This window comes from Pseudoalteromonas sp. SCSIO 43088 (genome assembly GCF_023650795.1).
Classification (GTDB): Bacteria; Pseudomonadota; Gammaproteobacteria; order Enterobacterales; family Alteromonadaceae; genus Pseudoalteromonas; species Pseudoalteromonas shioyasakiensis.
Window position 1 is genome coordinate 2062270 of the sequence record NZ_CP072675.1, and the last position, 17345, is coordinate 2079614.

Here is a 17345-nt window from a genome sequence, read left to right on the forward strand (position 1 = left end):
TAAGTATAGTGTATGGTGTTAAAATCGCGACTTAAGGTGAAGTTATAGTATAACGTTATTGCAGTAAAAAAATTGCGGTGTTATATTATATCACCACACTCAACAACAAACTTAGAAGTAGTAATGATGAAACAAGTTTCAATTCTTTCTAGTGCTGTTGCCGCTGCGCTGTTTTCTCAATCAACAATGGCTGCTGTGATCACAGGTCAAGTATTAGATAAAAACCAAAAACCTATCAGCAATGCTGAAATACATGTACACGGCAAATCACAAAGCGTTGTCACTGACAAACAAGGTCAGTTTAGAATTGATGTAGACAGTAAAGGTCAGCTTCACATCAGTAAAAACAATTTCATCGATAAGCGTGTTGCTATTAATGGCGAAGACCAAAATGTTGTGGTTACGCTTACACCAACATCAGTTGAAACTGTTGTTGTTTATGCATCAGCACTTCATAAAAATAGTCTTGAAATGATTTCGCCAGTGAATGTTTTAGCCGGTGATGAGTTAAAAGATAAAGCAAAACCGACATTAGGCGAAACACTAAAAGGTTTACCAGGCGTTAATGCAAGTTACTTTGGCCCAGTTTCATCAAGTCCAATTATTCGTGGTTTAGATGGTCCGCGTGTAAAGATCACCCAAAATGGCCTTGATAGCAGTGATGCATCACGTATTGGCCCTGACCACGCAACATCAAATGATAGCCTAGCGGCAGAGCAAATCGAAGTACTTCGCGGCCCTGCGACCCTACTTTATGGCTCTGGCGCTATCGGTGGTGTGGTGAACGTTGTTGATAACCGTATTCCTACCGATAACATCGAGTCTTTAACCGGTGCTGCACAATACACACACGATACAGTATCAAATACCAACACCTATGCAGCAAAACTTGAAACCGGTAATGATGGTTTCAACTTCCATTTCGATGGAACAAAGCGCAAAGGTCACGATTATGACACACCAAACTTTGAGCTTCCTGAGGAACATGAAGAGCACGAGGAACATGAAGGTGAAGAGCATGAAGAACACGAAACTGCTAATAGCGTAGAAAACACCTTTATCGATAGCCAAACAGTTAACTTTGGTACTAGTTACGTGGGCGATCACCTAACGCTAGGTGTGTCATTCGGCCGCATCGAAACAGATTACGGTATTCCTGCTCATGAGCATCATCATCATGAAGAAGAAGAGGAAGGTCATGATGAACATGAAGGTGAAGAAGAGCACGAAGAGTCAGTATTTGCACAGCTAGAGCAAGACCGCTGGCAAGGTTACATGAGCTATGCACTTCATGATAACTGGATTGAAAATATCTCACTACGCGTTGGCTACACAGACTACAAACACGCTGAAATTGAAGATGGTGCAGTGGGCACGGTGTTTACAAACAAAACAACCGAAGCACGTGCAACCGTTGAGCACAAGTTAGGCCTTTGGCACGGTATGGCTGGTTACCACTACACTGAGTCTGACTATGATGCAGATGGTGAAGAAGCCTTTACGCCAGCAAGTGTCACTAAAACAAACGCGTTATTCGTTCTTGAAGAGCGCCAGTTTGGTGATGTGACCATTGAGCTAGGTGCACGCCTTGAAGATTATCAAATCGATTCTGCTGTAAGCATGGCTGAGCATCATCACGATCATGAAGAGGAAGAAGAGCACCATGACGAAGAAGAAGCTGAAATCATTAACTACAGTGAAGATTTCACAAACCTAAGCTTATCTGCAGGTGTAATTTCGCAATATCAAGAAGGCCAAAGTGTTGCTTTAAGTGTATCTCGTTCAGAACGTGCGCCGCTGAGTGCTGAATTACTTTCAAACGGTATTCATATCTCAACAGGTACTTACGAGCTAGGCCTTGGTTATCATATTGAAGATGGCGAAATTCATTTTGAGCCAGAAGATATCGAGCAAGAAACTGCAACGAACTTTGATTTAAGTTTCCGCCGTTTTATTGGTGACTTTGGTTACACAGTTAACTTCTTCTATAACGACATTGAAAACTACTACTACCAGCAAAATACCGGTTTAGTTTTCGACGAAGAGCATGGCTTAGAATCAGCAGCTGATGCAGATGAAGATGCAATGGCGGTTTACCAATTCACAAGTAAAGATGCGAAATTATACGGTATTGAATTTGACGTACATTATCAAGTGACGCCAAGTGCGCTAGTTAAAGTGTTTGGTGATTCAACAACGGCTAAGCTACAAGATGATGAAGGTTACTTACCGCGTATTCCGGCTAATAAACTGGGTTCTGAATTACAGTACACAGTGTCTGATTGGAAGTTTAGCCTAACAGGTACTCATTATTTTGAGCAGTCTGACATTACTGCTTATGAGACAAAAACTGACGGTTATACCCTATTTGATGCATCAGCTAACTACCAACTTGACTTAGGTCCTGTTGATACACAGCTTTACATTAATGTTGACAACTTAACTGATGAACTTGGTTTCGTACACAGCTCATTCATTAAAGAAAAAGCACCACTACCTGGTCGTAACTTCAGCTTGGGTATTCGCGGTTATTTCTAATCGCATTTAATAGTTATAAAAAAACCCTTTCACTTTTAAAGTGAAAGGGTTTTTTTATTAAGCATAGAAACTAAATAGGTTAGCTATTAGCCCTTTTGTTCAATCTTTGCCCATGAATCACGAAGACCCACAGTTTGATTGAATACTAATGTTTCTGCTTTGCTATCACGACAGAAGTAACCTGTACGCTCAAACTGGAAGCCCTGCTCTGCTTGTGCATTTGCAAGTGACGGCTCAACTTTCGCATTTTCAAGAACCACAAGTGATTCAGGGTTTAGTGTTGCGTTAAAGTCTTCTGCTGCCGCTGGGTTTGGCACGTTAAATAAACGGTCGTATAAACGAACTTCAGCTGTGATAGATTCACTCGCTGATACCCAGTGAATTACACCTTTAACTTTACGGCCATCACTTGGGTTTTTACCCAGAGTTTCAGGATCGTAAGAGCAGAAGATAGTCGTAATTTCGCCGTTTTCGTCTTTTTCAACGCGCTCAGCTTTAATTACATAAGCACCACGTAAACGTACTTCTTTATCAAGAACTAAACGCTTAAACTTGTTGTTTGCTTCTTCACGGAAGTCTTCACGCTCGATATAAAGCTCACGAGTGAAAGGTACGTCACGGCGACCCATCTCTTCTTTATTCGGGTGATTAGCAACAGATAACGTCTCTACTTTATCTGCGTCATAGTTTTCGATAACAATCTTCACAGGATCAAGAACAGCCATTGCACGAGGTGCATGCTCATTTAGGTCTTCACGGATACAGGCTTCTAGCATGCCCATTTCAACCATGTTCTCTTGTTTAGTGATACCGATACGAGAACAGAACTCACGTACTGATGCAGGTGTATAACCACGACGACGTAAACCAGCAATCGTTGGCATACGTGGGTCGTCCCAGCCTTCAACATGACCATTTACCACTAAGTCGTTTAATTTACGCTTAGACATAATGGTGTACTCAAGATTTAATCGTGAGAACTCGATTTGTTGCGGATGACACTCAAGGCTGATGTTATCTAATACCCAATCGTATAAGCGACGGTTATCTTGGAACTCAAGCGTACATAATGAATGTGTAATACCTTCTAGCGCATCTGAAATACAGTGCGTGAAGTCGTACATTGGGTAAATGCACCACTTGTCACCTGTTTGGTGGTGATGAGCAAAACGTACACGGTATAAAATTGGATCACGCAGTACCATGAATGAGCTTGCCATATCGATTTTAGCACGCAGTACACACTCACCTTCTTTGAATTCGCCATTACGCATTTTTTCGAATAACGCTAGGTTTTCTTCAACTGGCGTATCACGGTATGGGCTGTTTTTACCTGGTTCTTTTAAAGTACCACGGTATTCACGAGCTTGATCTGGCGATAAGAAACACACATATGCTAGGCCTTTTTCGATAAGCTCAACAGCATAGCCATATAACGCATCGAAATAGTTAGATGAATATTTAATTTCACCATCCCACTGGAAACCTAACCACTGCACATCTTCTTTAATCGAGTTTACGTAGTTGATGTCTTCTTTTTCTGGGTTCGTATCATCAAAACGTAAGTTACAAAGACCTTGATAATCTTGGGCGATACCAAAATTCAAACAAATAGACTTTGCATGACCAATGTGTAAAAAACCGTTTGGTTCTGGTGGAAAACGCGTGTGTGTAGTCGCATGCTTACCGCTTGCTAGATCTTCGTCGATACGCGTTCTAATAAAGTTACTTGGGCGATTCTCAATTTCCGCCATAGGAGCATAATCCTCTGAATATTGCATGGTGACAAAACTAATGCATTATTACAAAAACAAACCCTAACATACAGTGGTTGCATCATGTTTATTGAAGATATTACGTCGATTGTTGAATACATAGTTCACAGACTCGACAAAATCGGTAAAAAAATTGTTCTAACGCAATAAAATGATCATTGACTAGCGATATAGTGCCGTCAGTTTCACTACCAATAAGGAAAAAAGATGGCTTCGCTCAATCAACATCGAGTCTATATTCCAAGCTCAGCACGTGCAAACCAGTATGTGTTAGTTGAATTTAAACCTACTGATGAGTTTTTTGCCCAGTTCACCAATGTGAGCTGTGCTTATAAGCGTCTTGCAAGGGAGTTATTTGCACTATGTGATGAGTATGAATTACATAATGTACACCTAATCGCCAACGATAAACTGCCAGTGGTTCGTTACCATGATGAGGCATATAGCTTAGAAACCGCTAAGCAAATTTTGTTTTTCTATAACCCACAATACCATGAAGCACATAATGTATTTGCTGATGGTGAGCAAAAATGCAAAAAAATTCGTTTATTATTCTTAGCGACCGGTGAAGATATTCGCGCTCATGCGGCTAGTTTTCATCATAACGTGCAAAGAGTGATCAACTCACTACAAGAAAAACTACTAAGCGGCCAACCACCTCTTAAAATTCGTGACCACCAACATCTAACTTATGATTTATTTGCTAAAGCGAAAGGTCACAAAGAAAGCTATGGCTATAAATTACGTAGCTTATATCCACGTTACCAGTCTCGCCAATGTCATTTACCAAATGAACACAGTGAGATGACATACGCTGGGTTTTCGATTCCAGTAACTCGCGCCATTAAAACGCAATTTCAGCATATGTTGAATGAAGAGAATTACACGCAGTTTTATCAATACATCTTTGATGCATTCAAACGAGCATGTGATAAACGCGGATTAACACTCGGCGCTTTCATCGCAAACGGTACCCGCCCTATTGTTCGTAATAGCAATATTGATAACGCACAAAGTAACAGCGAACTGCAAAAGCTAACCTTTGATTGCAGCTCTGAGCAGGTGCAATTACAACAGTATTGGGATGCAGATCAACTTGTAGATTCACTACATTTTGTGATTGCCGCAGCCGATAAAGACAAGCATGACATTGGTTATGGTAAGTTTATGAATCAAGTGCAAAGTGCGATAAATGAAGTTACTGACGAGCTGGCATTTAATCCAACTCGCCAAGATTTACGCGTGCGTTTTTATCAGCACATTAACTATCAATATTAAGAGTATACCCAAGCTCCTCAAGATGCTGAAACTCACACCTTTAGGTGGTTTGGGTATATAAGAGGTGACGCATGCGTCACCTCTTATTTCCTAGCTTAGTTAAATCTAGACGCAATACTTTAGAGCGACGTTCATGGTTATAAAGCGCTTTTTTCTTCGCAGGTAGCTCATCAACGGTCACTATTTCAAAACTTTGCTCTAAAAACCAGTGAATGCTGCGTGTGGTGAGAGCAAATAAATGTGAATAACCCGCACGTTTAGCCTTATTAATAATAAACCTCAGTAGATAACTGCCACGATCGGCATCTCGGTACTGAGGGTGCACAGCCAAACTTGCAAACTCCCCTACTTGTTCATCAGCAAACGGATACAAAGCCGCACAGGCTATAATTAAACCATCACGCTCAATAACCGTAAATTGTTCAATTTCGATTTCTAGCTGTTCACGTGAACGGCGCACTAAATAGCCTTGCTGTTCAAGGGGTCTAATAAGGTTAATGATACCGGTAATATCAGCAATACTTGCACTTCGTAATTGCTCAGAGCTTTGTGGTGCGATTTGTGTACCAATACCATCTAAAGAGAACAGCTCTTGTAATAGTGCACCATCTTCTTTGTAACTAACAAGATGGCAACGATGTACACCACCTCGACAAGCATCAATAGCAGCTTGTAAGAATACGGTTGCACTTACACATGAGTCAGGTTGCTTGCGATAGCTTGCTAATAGTTGCTCAGCTTCATTTGGCATTAGCTCTGCAATCGCCTCACCATTTTCATCCAAAATACCGGCTTCTTTACAAAAGCCAAGCATTTTATCGGCACGTAGTTTGAGAGCTACTTGCGTAGCAATTTCTTCAGCAGTTAAGTTAAAGCTTTCACCTGTAACAGACGCCGCTATTGGCCCAAGCAGAACAATTCCGTTGTTATCTAACTGGTGGCGAATACCCGCAACATCGATACGTCTCACTCTACCTGAATGATGATAATCAACACCTTCATCAACACCTAAAGGCTGAGCAATAACAAAATTACCACTCACCACATTTAAAAATGAGCCAGACATTGGGGTGCTACTTAAAGACGTAGATAAACGCGCGGTTATATCGAACTGCATTGCACCCGCAACTTTTTTAATTACATCAAATGTTGCGTTATCAGTTACCCGTATCTCATTATGAAACTGACTAGTTATGCCAACTTGCTCAAGCGCTGCGTTAAACTGTGGGCGAGCACCAAACACTAAAACAATCTTAATACCAAGACTAGTTAATAGCGCGACATCGTTGATGATGCTACGACAACCAGACTGATCGATCGCCTCTCCGCCAAGCATAACAACAAATGTTTTACCGCGGTGAGCATTAACGTATGGGGTTGACTGGCGAAATCCATCTACCAATTCTGTGGTACGCACGTAATATTTACCTTATTAAAGTCGAGTGTTTTAATAAAAACAGATATACAAGCCACAAGTGTAGAGAATTTATATTCACAAATAAAGCATTATTATTCTTAATTTATGATTGGAATTTTCTTGTAAGGAACAAAAAAGTGATAGATACAAAAAAGGCCCGCATAAGCGAGCCTTTTTTAAGAGATTAGAACTGATTACCAGCCTGTTTTCTCTTTAAGTGCATTACCGATATCAGCTAATGAACGTACAGTTTTTACGCCAGCAGCTTCTAATGCAGCAAATTTCTCATCAGCAGTACCTTTACCGCCTGCGATGATTGCACCAGCGTGACCCATACGCTTACCTGGAGGTGCAGTAACACCCGCAATGTAAGAAACAACTGGTTTAGTCACGTTGTGCTTGATGTATTCTGCAGCTTCTTCTTCTGCAGTACCACCGATTTCACCGATCATAACAATAGCTTCAGTTTGCTCGTCTTTTTCGAACATTTCTAAAACGTCGATGAAGTTAGTGCCAGGGATTGGGTCACCACCGATACCAACACATGTTGATTGGCCGAAACCAGCGTCAGTAGTTTGCTTAACCGCTTCGTAAGTAAGAGTACCAGAACGTGATACGATACCTACTTTACCAGGCTTGTGGATGTGACCAGGCATGATACCGATCTTAGTTTCACCCGGAGTGATAACACCTGGGCAGTTAGGACCGATCATACGAACACCAGTTTCATCAAGCTTAACTTTAACGTCAACCATGTCTAGTGTTGGGATACCTTCAGTGATACAAACGATTAGCTCGATGCCAGCATCGATAGCTTCTAAGATTGCATCTTTACAGAAAGGTGCTGGTACGTAGATAACTGATGCAGTTGCGCCAGTTGCTTCAACAGCGTCACGTACTGTGTTGAATACTGGAAGACCAAGGTGCGTTTGACCGCCTTTACCTGGGCTTACACCACCAACCATTTGTGTACCGTACTCAAGCGCTTGCTCAGAGTGGAAAGTACCTTGGCCACCTGTGAAACCTTGACAGATAACTTTTGTATCTTTATTGATTAATACAGACATTATTTGCCCTCCGCAGCAGCAACAACTTTTTCAGCTGCGTCTGTTAGTGATTCAGCAGCGATGATGTTAAGGTCAGAACTAGCTAGTACTTCACGACCAAGTTCAGCGTTAGTACCTTCTAAACGTACTACTACAGGAACGTTAACACCTACTTCTTTAACTGCGCCGATGATACCTTCTGCGATCATGTCACAACGTACGATACCACCAAAGATGTTAACTAAAACAGCTTTAACGTTGTCGTCAGATAAGATGATCTTGAATGCTTCAGATACACGCTCTTTAGTTGCACCGCCACCAACATCTAGGAAGTTAGCTGGCTTGCCACCGTGTAGGTTTACGATGTCCATAGTACCCATTGCTAGGCCTGCACCGTTAACCATACAACCAACGTTACCGTCTAGTGCAACGTAGTTAAGCTCGAAGCTTGCAGCGTGAGCTTCACGCGCATCTTCTTGTGAAGGATCGTGCATTTCACGGATTTTAGGTTGACGGTAAAGCGCGTTACCATCTACACCGATTTTACCGTCTAGACAGTGAAGGTTACCTTCGTCTGTGATTACTAGCGGGTTGATTTCTAATAGTGCGAAATCGAAATCGTTGAACATGTTAGCAAGACCCATGAAGATCTTAACGAACTGTTTCATTTGAGTAGGGTTTAAACCTAGTTTGAAGCCTAACTCACGAGCTTGGTAAGCTTGAGGACCAACTAGTGGATCGATCTCAGCTTTGTGAATTAGTTCTGGAGTTTCTTCTGCAACTTGCTCGATTTCAACACCACCTTCAGTAGATGCCATGAAAACAACTTTACGAGAAGCACGATCTACTACAGCGCCAAGGTATAATTCGTTAGCGATGTCAGTGCAGCTTTCAACAAGAATTTTTGATACTGGCTGACCATTTTCGTCTGTTTGGTAAGTAACTAAGTTTTTACCTAACCAGTTCGCAGCGAACTCTTTAACTTCGTCAGTTGTTTTAACTAGCTTAACACCGCCAGCTTTACCACGGCCACCTGCGTGAACCTGTGTTTTAACAACCCACATATCACCGCCGATTTTCTCAGCAGCTGCTGCAGCTTCTTCAGGTGTATCGCAAGCGAAACCTTGAGAAACTGGTAAACCATATTCGGCAAAAAGTTGTTTTGCCTGATACTCATGCAAATTCATGATGCTTTATCCAATTTTTTATACTAAAAGAGCTGAATATTTATGCAAAATAAACAGCTATCCCAAATTGCGCACTTAGTATAAATCCCAAGGCTCCACATGAAAACCCCAGTTAGACCAAAGGCGCAAAAAAAAAGCTGTGAACGAGGTTCACAGCTTAGTTTTCATACAACCAGATTAAACATCTAGTAGTAAACGAGTCGGATCTTCAAGTAACTCTTTAATTGTTACTAAGAAACCTACTGATTCTTTACCATCGATTTGGCGGTGATCATAAGATAACGCTAAGTACATCATTGGTAAGATTTCAACTTTACCATTTACAGCCATAGGACGCTCTTGGATTTTGTGCATACCTAAGATTGAAGACTGTGGTAAGTTGATGATTGGTGTAGATAGTAATGAACCGAATACACCACCGTTAGTGATAGTGAAGTTACCACCTGTCATGTCATCAATTGATAATTTACCGTCACGACCTTTAAGCGCTAGCTCACGGATACCTTTTTCGATTTCAGCAACTGATAGCTTGTCACAGTCTTTAAGAACTGGAGTAACAAGACCACGTGGTGTAGAAACCGCGATGCTGATGTCGAAGTAGTTGTGATAAACAATATCATCACCGTCGATAGACGCATTTACTTCAGGGAAACGCTTAAGTGCTTCAGTAACTGCTTTCACGTAGAAAGACATGAAACCTAAACGGATACCGTGACGCTTTTCGAATACTTCTTGGTACTGCTTACGAAGGTCCATGATTGGCTTCATGTTAACTTCGTTGAACGTCGTTAACATTGCAGTTGAGTTTTTCGCTTCAAGAAGACGATTAGCGATTGTTTTACGTAAACGAGTCATAGGAACACGTTTTTGCGTACGGTCACCCATAGGTGCTGCTGGCGCTGCTGCTTCCGCTTTAGGAGCTGCTGCCGGTGCTTTTAAGAATGTATCAACATCTTCTTTAGTTACACGGCCATTTTTGCCAGTACCTTTGATTTTTGATGCATCAAGGCCTTTCTCAGCGATTAAACGACGAACTGACGGCGTTAATACGTCAGAGCTATCATTTGAATCGCTTGCTGGTGCTGCTTCAGCTTTAGGAGCTGCTGCCGGTGCTGCACCCGCTTTAACTGTACCAATTACTTGCTCACCAAGTACTGTTTCGCCTTCAGCGTGAATGTGCTCACCCATGATACCGTCTTCTTGAGCAACAACTTCAAGAACAACTTTATCAGTTTCGATGTCAACAAGGTTTTGGTCGCGAGTTACCGCTTCACCTGGTTGAACGTGCCAAGTAGCAATTGTCGCGTCTGCGACTGATTCTGGAAGTACAGGTACTTTAATGTCCACTTCTTTACCTTCTGATGCTGGTGCTGATTGCGCCGCTGGCGCGTCTTCTGATTGAGCTGGTGCAGATTCGTCACTTGCTGGTGCAGCATCTGCATCACCAAGTAATGCAATTACTTGTTCGCCAAGTACCGTTGCACCTTCTTCTTGTGAAATTTCAGTGATTACACCGTCATTTGGTGCAACAACTTCTAAAACAACTTTATCTGTTTCGATATCTACTAAGTTTTGGTCGCGGCTTACTTTGTCGCCAACACTTACGTGCCATGTTGCAACAGTAGCATCAGCAACCGACTCAGGAAGTACAGGAACTTTAATTTCTGTGCTCATTGCTTATCCTTTCTTTTCAATAGTAAGCGCATCTGCAACGAGCGCTTGTTGTTCTTTATTATGCACTGACATGTAACCACACGCTGGTGATGCTGATGCTTTACGACCTGCGTAAGTTAATTTAGCACCGGCTGGGATTGCATCAACAAAGTGGTGTTGAGAACAATACCATGCACCTTGGTTTTGTGGCTCTTCTTGACACCAAACAAAATCTTTAACGTGTTGGTAACGCTGCATGATTGTATCCATCTCAGCGTGTGGGAATGGATATAATTGTTCTACACGAACAATAGCAATGTTATTTAATTCTTGCTTACGACGCTCTTGCAGTAGTTCGTAGTAAACTTTACCGCTACAGAATACAACGCGTTCTACTTTATCTGCTGCAATATCATCGATTTCATCGATCATATTGTGGAACACACCTTCAGATAACTCTTCAAGTGAAGATGTTGCCAACGGGTGACGAAGTAGCGACTTAGGCGTCATAACAATCAATGGACGACGAAGTGGACGTACAGATTGACGACGAAGCATTGCATAAACTTGCGCAGGTGTTGAAGGAACACATACTTGCATGTTGTGATCAGCACACAACTGTAAGAAACGCTCTAAACGTGCCGAGCTATGCTCAGGACCTTGACCTTCATAACCGTGTGGAAGTAAACATGTAAGACCACATAAACGGCCCCACTTCTGCTCACCTGAACTTAAGAATTGGTCAAATACAACTTGTGCACCGTTAGCGAAGTCACCAAATTGTGCTTCCCACATTACAAGTGACGTAGGTTCAGCTGTTGCGTAACCATATTCAAATGCAAGTACTGCTTCTTCAGACAGAACTGAGTCATACACTTCAAATGCACCTTGCTTTTCGCTGATATTTTGCAGCGGCAAGTATGTTGATGCATCTTTTTGGTTATGAACAACAGCATGACGGTGGAAGAATGTACCACGGCCTGAATCTTGACCTGTTAAACGGATATCTGTACCTGCATCAACAAGGGTTGCATAAGCAAGTGTTTCAGCCATACCCCAATCAAGTGGTTTTTCACCTGTCGCCATTAGCTTACGGTCGTCGTAGATTTTCTTAACGCGCGACTGTGCTTTGTGGCTTTCTGGGAAGCTTGCTACTTTTTCGCCAAGCTCTTTTAACTTTTCAACCGATACTGTTGCATCGTACTCAACATCCCAATCGTGACCAACAAACTTAGCCCAATCAGAAGAGTGCGATGTTTCTAGTTGAATTTCTTCAACAACACAGTTGCCTTTGTCTAAACCGTTACGGTAATCATCAGCAAGTGCTTTAACTTCATTTTCTGAGAATGAACCTTCAGCAACTAATTGGTCTGCGTAAATTAGACGAGGTACAGGATGCTTTTTGATTTTTTGGTACATAAGTGGTTGAGTCGCGTTCGGCTCATCCGCTTCGTTATGACCATGACGGCGATAACATACTAAATCAATCACTACATCACGTTTAAACTGGTTTCTGAAATCAAGTGCGATTTGAGTAACAAATGCAACCGCTTCAGGATCGTCAGAGTTAACGTGGAAAATTGGTGCCTGAACCATTTTCGCAATATCAGTACAGTATGGTGTAGAACGTACATCAGACTGTTTAGACGTTGTGAAACCAACTTGGTTATTTACAACGATACGGATACTACCACCACAACTAAATGCATTAGTTTGCGATAAGTTAAATGTTTCTTGTACAACACCTTGACCTGCGATTGCAGAGTCACCGTGAATAGTAATTGGTAATGCTTTAATACCTGACTTATCACCTAGACGGTCTAAACGAGCACGTACCGAACCCATAACCACTGGGTTAACGATTTCTAAGTGAGACGGGTTAAATGCAAGTGCCATGTGCACGTTGCCACCGTTAGTTGCAAAGTCAGATGAATAACCCATGTGATATTTAACATCACCTGAGCCTAATGTGTCTTTGTGTTTACCAGCGAACTCATCGAATAATTCTGATGGGTTTTTACCTAAAACGTTCACTAGTACGTTCAAGCGACCGCGGTGAGCCATACCAATAACAGCTTCTTTTTGTCCGCTTTCACCTGCACGATGAATTAGTTCTTTAAGCATTGGTACTAACGCATCACCACCTTCAAGTGAGAAACGTTTTGCACCAGGGAACTTAGCCCCTAAATATTTTTCAAGGCCATCTGCAGCTGTTAATCCTTTAAGGATACGTAGCTTTTCTTCTTTAGAGAACGTTGGACGTGATTGCACTGATTCTAAACGTTGTTGTAACCAACGTTTTTCTTCAGTTGAAGTGATGTGCATATACTCAGCACCTACCGACCCACAATAAGTCGTTTTGAGTGCTTGATATAGCTCACCTAATGGCATGGTTTCGCGACCGACAGCAAACGAACCCACATTGAATTCACGGTCAAAATCAGCTTCAGATAAATCGTGGTACTCTAATTCTAGATCACGAACACGTTCGCGTTGCCAAATACCTAATGGATCTAGGTTGGCATTTTGGTGACCACGGAAACGGAAAGCATTAATAAGTTGTAGCACCTTGACCTGTTTAGGATCGCCAGAGCCACCCTCTGCTACCACTACTTCTCTATGCTTGTTTTTAGCAAGCTGTGCAAATTGTGAACGAACTTCTGAATGTTTAACATCAACATCCACACCATCAACTTTTGGTAATTGTTCGAACACTTCTCGCCATTCTTCTGGCACAGAAGTCGCATCATCTAAGTACGCTTCATAAAGCTCTTCTACGTAAGCAACGTTACCGCCGTTTAAGTGAGAAGATTCTAGCCATGCCTTCATCACACCTTCGTGCATTTATAAGCCCTTTTCTTTAGCGCAGAAATTAATTGTTGTAAAAACAAGGTGGTTAATCACTTAACCACCTTACATATTCAAGCTTTAAACAGCGCGGTTTAAAAGCATTGATTTGATTTGTCCAATTGCTTTGGTCGGGTTAAGACCTTTTGGACACACGCTAACACAGTTCATGATACTGTGACAACGGAACACGCTGAACGCATCGTCAAGGTCAGCAAGACGCTCTTCAGTAGCTGTATCGCGGCTATCAGCCAAGAAACGATACGCATGAAGAAGACCCGCAGGACCGATGAACTTGTCTGGATTCCACCAGAACGAAGGACACGATGTTGAACAACATGCACATAAGATACACTCATATAAGCCATCTAACTTATCACGTTCTTCGATTGACTGAAGACGCTCACCCGCCGCAGGCGTGTCGTTGATTAGGTAAGGCTTAACTTTTTCGTATTGAGTGTAGAACTGACTCATGTCAATAACAAGGTCACGTACCACAGGTAAACCTGGTAAAGGACGAATTACAATTTTACCTTTGCCACCTTTAAGTAGCGTTGATAAAGGAGTAATACACGCTAAACCGTTTTTACCATTCATGTTGATACCGTCTGAACCACACACACCTTCACGGCATGAACGACGGAATGATAATGTTGGATCTTGCTCTTTTAATTGCATAAGCGCATCCAATACCATCATATCTTGGCCTTCTTGCGTTTCTAGCGAGAAGTCCTGCATACGTGGTGCATTATCAACATCTGGATTGTAACGATAAACCGAAAATTGTACTTGTGCCATCGTCTCGCTCCTAGTATGTACGTGCTTTAGGTGGGAAAGCTTCACGCAGTTTCGGCGCGTAGTTTACTTCACGTTTTGTCATTTCATCTGTAACTGGGTTATAGATAGAGTGACATAGCCAGTTATCGTCATCACGATCTGGGAAGTCAAAACGAGAGTGTGCACCACGGCTTTCTGTACGGAAGTTTGCAGCTACTGCTGTTGAGTATGCTGTTTCCATCAAGTTATCAAGCTCTAGACATTCGATACGTGCAGTGTTGAACTCAGTCGACTTGTCGTCAAGACGAGCGTACTGAAGACGTTCACGAATTTCTTTAAGCTCTTTAAGACCTGTTGCCATTGCATCACCTTCACGGAATACCGAGAAGTTAAGTTGCATACACATTTGTAGGTCTTTCTTGATTTGTACTGGGTCTTCACCTTGGCCAGCTTTAGAGTTTTCCCAACGGTTAAAGCGTGCAAGTGATGCTTCAAGATCTGAATCAGACGCATCTTTACCTGCTTCAACACCGTTAAGGTACTTACCTAAGAAGTTACCAGCTGCGCGGCCGAATACAACTAAGTCAAGTAGTGAGTTACCACCTAGGCGGTTAGCACCGTGTACAGATACACATGCAATCTCACCAACAGCGAATAAACCTTCAACTACTTTCTCTTGGCCGTTTGCATCAATTTGTAATGCTTGACCATTTACGTTAGTTGGAACACCACCCATCATGTAGTGACATGTTGGGATAACTGGAATTGGTTCTTTAGCTGGATCAACGTGTGCGAATGTTTTCGCAAGGTCACATACGCCTGGAAGACGTAAGTTAAGTGTTTCTTCTCCTAAGTGGTCAAGCTTAAGCTTGATGTGTGGACCGTAAGGACCATCACAACCACGACCTTCACGGATCTCAGTCATCATTGAACGAGCAACAACGTCACGAGACGCTAAGTCTTTTGCATTAGGTGCGTAACGTTCCATGAAGCGTTCGCCGTCTTTATTTAGAAGGTAACCACCTTCACCACGACAACCTTCAGTTACAAGTACACCGGCACCGGCGATACCTGTTGGGTGGAACTGCCACATTTCCATATCTTGCATTGCAACACCTGCACGTGTAGCCATACCAACACCGTCACCAGTATTGATGTGTGCATTCGTTGTCGATGCGTAGATACGGCCTGCACCACCTGTTGCTAAAACAACAGCTTTTGATTTGAAGTAAACAACTTCGCCAGACTCGATGTCGATTGCTGTACAACCAACAACGTGACCGTCGCTGTTTTTAACTAAATCTAGTGCGTACCACTCAGAGAATACGTTAGTTTTGTTTTTAACGTTCTGTTGGTATAAACAGTGTAATAGCGCGTGACCAGTACGGTCAGCTGCTGCTGCAGTACGTGCAGCCTGTTCACCACCAAAGTTTTTCGACTGACCGCCGAAAGGACGTTGGTAAACACGGCCATTTTCAAAACGAGAAAATGGTAAACCCATGTTTTCTAATTCAGTAATAGCTTCTGGGCCCGTTTTACACATATATTCGATAGCGTCTTGGTCACCGATGAAATCGGAACCTTTAACAGTATCGTACATGTGCCATTCCCAGTTATCTTCATGTGAGTTACCCAGAGCAACCGTAATACCACCCTGTGCAGACACAGTGTGAGAACGTGTAGGGAAAACTTTTGAGATAAGTGCACAGGTTTTGCCTGATTCAGTGATAGCTAGTGCTGCGCGCATACCCGCACCACCGGCACCAATCACTACAGCGTCAAATTCACGAACAGAATAATTCACTTAAACACCCCATAAAACGATTAGACCAATTGCTACGTAAGCAACAGCCATAAGGTTTAATACAAAGCCTAAAACAGCACGTAATTTAGCGCATTTAACATAGTCAGTAAGAACTTGCCAAAGGCCGATACGGGTGTGAACCATGATGCAAACTAGGGTAATTAAGGTAAACCCTTTCATTGCTAGGTTAGAGAATAGGCCTTGCCAGGCTTCGAAAGTGACTTCTGGCGTACATAAAAAATAGCCGATAATAAAAATCGCGTAAGCGCTGATTATTAATGCTGTTGCACGTAGTGATACGAAATCTTGTACACCATCACGTTTAAGAGTTGCTTGATTTAAAACCATATCCACACTCCTGCTAGAATTGCAGCTACAACACCTAAAGCTAATGCAACTTTAGCGCTGAAGTTACCTGATTCAAGTTCTTCCCAGTGACCCATGTCCATAATGATATGACGGATACCACCGATTAAGTGATACGCCAATACAGAAATGGTGCCCCATGCTATGAATTTGGCAATGAATCCGCTGAACAGACCCTTGACGAATTCAAAACCTTCTGCAGAAGAAAGAGACTCAGACCAAGCCCAAATGACAAACGTTAAAGCAAAAAATAATGCAACACCGGTGACGCGGTGAAAAATTGATGCTTTAGCCGTTGCCGGCATAGATATAGTTGTTAGATCTAGATTTACAGGTCTTTGCTTTTTCACAGTTACTTGCCCATCTTGCCCACTAAGGAGCTCATCTACTTGTTTTTCTAAAACCCATCAAAATGAATTTCGATGGAACTATCTAAGTAAACCGTGTTGATACACAAAAAGTTCACACTTATGCAAAACTCAAATGTAAAAATAAAGTTTACCTACAGACAATACGGTATAAAACCTTGGATAGTATATATAGCCAAAGGTCTTTTTACAATTCTTGTTTAGTAAGAGACGTTTGCGAATTAGCCAATAGTATAATATTTAATCCTGGCAGAATATTTATTATCCATTTGTGCATAATGTTTATAAA

The 17345-nt window shown here is 42.1% G+C and carries 12 protein-coding genes; 2 read left to right on the top strand and 10 right to left on the bottom strand.

Annotated features, from left to right (window positions below; genetic code table 11):
• Positions 1 to 126 precede the first annotated feature (126 nt).
• Entirely contained in the window at positions 127 to 2538 is a 2412-nt protein-coding gene (locus J8Z28_RS09620) for a TonB-dependent receptor (RefSeq protein WP_250660386.1), read from the top strand.
• A gap of 86 nt (positions 2539 to 2624) precedes the next feature.
• Here the strand turns inward: J8Z28_RS09620 and glnS are convergent, their stop codons facing one another.
• Positions 2625 to 4292 carry a glutamine--tRNA ligase gene (gene glnS / locus J8Z28_RS09625; protein WP_166340235.1) on the bottom strand — a complete coding sequence of 556 codons (1668 nt, stop codon included), beginning with the start codon at positions 4290 to 4292 and terminating at the stop codon, positions 2625 to 2627.
• Positions 4293 to 4520: 228 nt separating this feature from the next.
• Between glnS and J8Z28_RS09630 the strand changes: the two genes are divergently transcribed.
• Entirely contained in the window at positions 4521 to 5591 is a 1071-nt protein-coding gene (locus J8Z28_RS09630; RefSeq protein ID WP_054561563.1) for a DUF3083 family protein, read from the top strand.
• A gap of 76 nt (positions 5592 to 5667) precedes the next feature.
• Here the strand turns inward: J8Z28_RS09630 and argA are convergent, their stop codons facing one another.
• The 9 genes from argA to sdhC all read right to left on the bottom strand — a co-directional run bounded on the left by argA (position 5668) and on the right by sdhC (position 17038).
• Complete coding sequence (gene argA, locus J8Z28_RS09635) at positions 5668 to 7008, bottom strand: amino-acid N-acetyltransferase (RefSeq protein WP_175078374.1); 1341 nt, start codon at positions 7006 to 7008, stop codon at positions 5668 to 5670.
• A gap of 194 nt (positions 7009 to 7202) precedes the next feature.
• Positions 7203 to 8075 (bottom strand): succinate--CoA ligase subunit alpha, encoded by an 873-nt coding sequence (sucD, locus tag J8Z28_RS09640; RefSeq protein ID WP_054561565.1) that lies wholly within the window; start codon positions 8073 to 8075, stop codon positions 7203 to 7205.
• Positions 8075 to 9241 (bottom strand): ADP-forming succinate--CoA ligase subunit beta, encoded by a 1167-nt coding sequence (gene sucC, locus J8Z28_RS09645; protein WP_054561566.1) that lies wholly within the window; start codon positions 9239 to 9241, stop codon positions 8075 to 8077. Before sucC ends, sucD begins: the two co-directional genes overlap by 1 nt.
• Before the next feature lie 177 nt (positions 9242 to 9418).
• Entirely contained in the window at positions 9419 to 10915 is a 1497-nt protein-coding gene (gene odhB / locus J8Z28_RS09650; protein ID WP_250659323.1) for a 2-oxoglutarate dehydrogenase complex dihydrolipoyllysine-residue succinyltransferase, read from the bottom strand.
• A 3-nt stretch (positions 10916 to 10918) separates the two neighbouring features.
• Positions 10919 to 13738 (bottom strand): 2-oxoglutarate dehydrogenase E1 component, encoded by a 2820-nt coding sequence (locus J8Z28_RS09655; RefSeq protein WP_063529502.1) that lies wholly within the window; start codon positions 13736 to 13738, stop codon positions 10919 to 10921.
• A gap of 84 nt (positions 13739 to 13822) precedes the next feature.
• The gene (locus tag J8Z28_RS09660; protein WP_054551369.1) at positions 13823 to 14539 is read right to left on the bottom strand and encodes a succinate dehydrogenase iron-sulfur subunit; all 717 of its coding nucleotides are present in this window, start codon (positions 14537 to 14539) and stop codon (positions 13823 to 13825) included.
• A gap of 10 nt (positions 14540 to 14549) precedes the next feature.
• On the bottom strand, positions 14550 to 16322 hold the full coding sequence (gene sdhA, locus J8Z28_RS09665) for a succinate dehydrogenase flavoprotein subunit (protein ID WP_054561569.1): 1773 nt from the start codon (positions 16320 to 16322) through the stop codon (positions 14550 to 14552).
• Positions 16323 to 16670: a succinate dehydrogenase, hydrophobic membrane anchor protein gene (sdhD, locus tag J8Z28_RS09670; RefSeq protein ID WP_054551371.1), complete on the bottom strand. Its 348-nt coding sequence runs from the start codon at positions 16668 to 16670 to the stop codon at positions 16323 to 16325.
• Positions 16661 to 17038 (bottom strand): succinate dehydrogenase, cytochrome b556 subunit, encoded by a 378-nt coding sequence (sdhC, locus tag J8Z28_RS09675; protein WP_082401567.1) that lies wholly within the window; start codon positions 17036 to 17038, stop codon positions 16661 to 16663. Before sdhC ends, sdhD begins: the two co-directional genes overlap by 10 nt.
• Positions 17039 to 17345 lie beyond the last annotated feature (307 nt).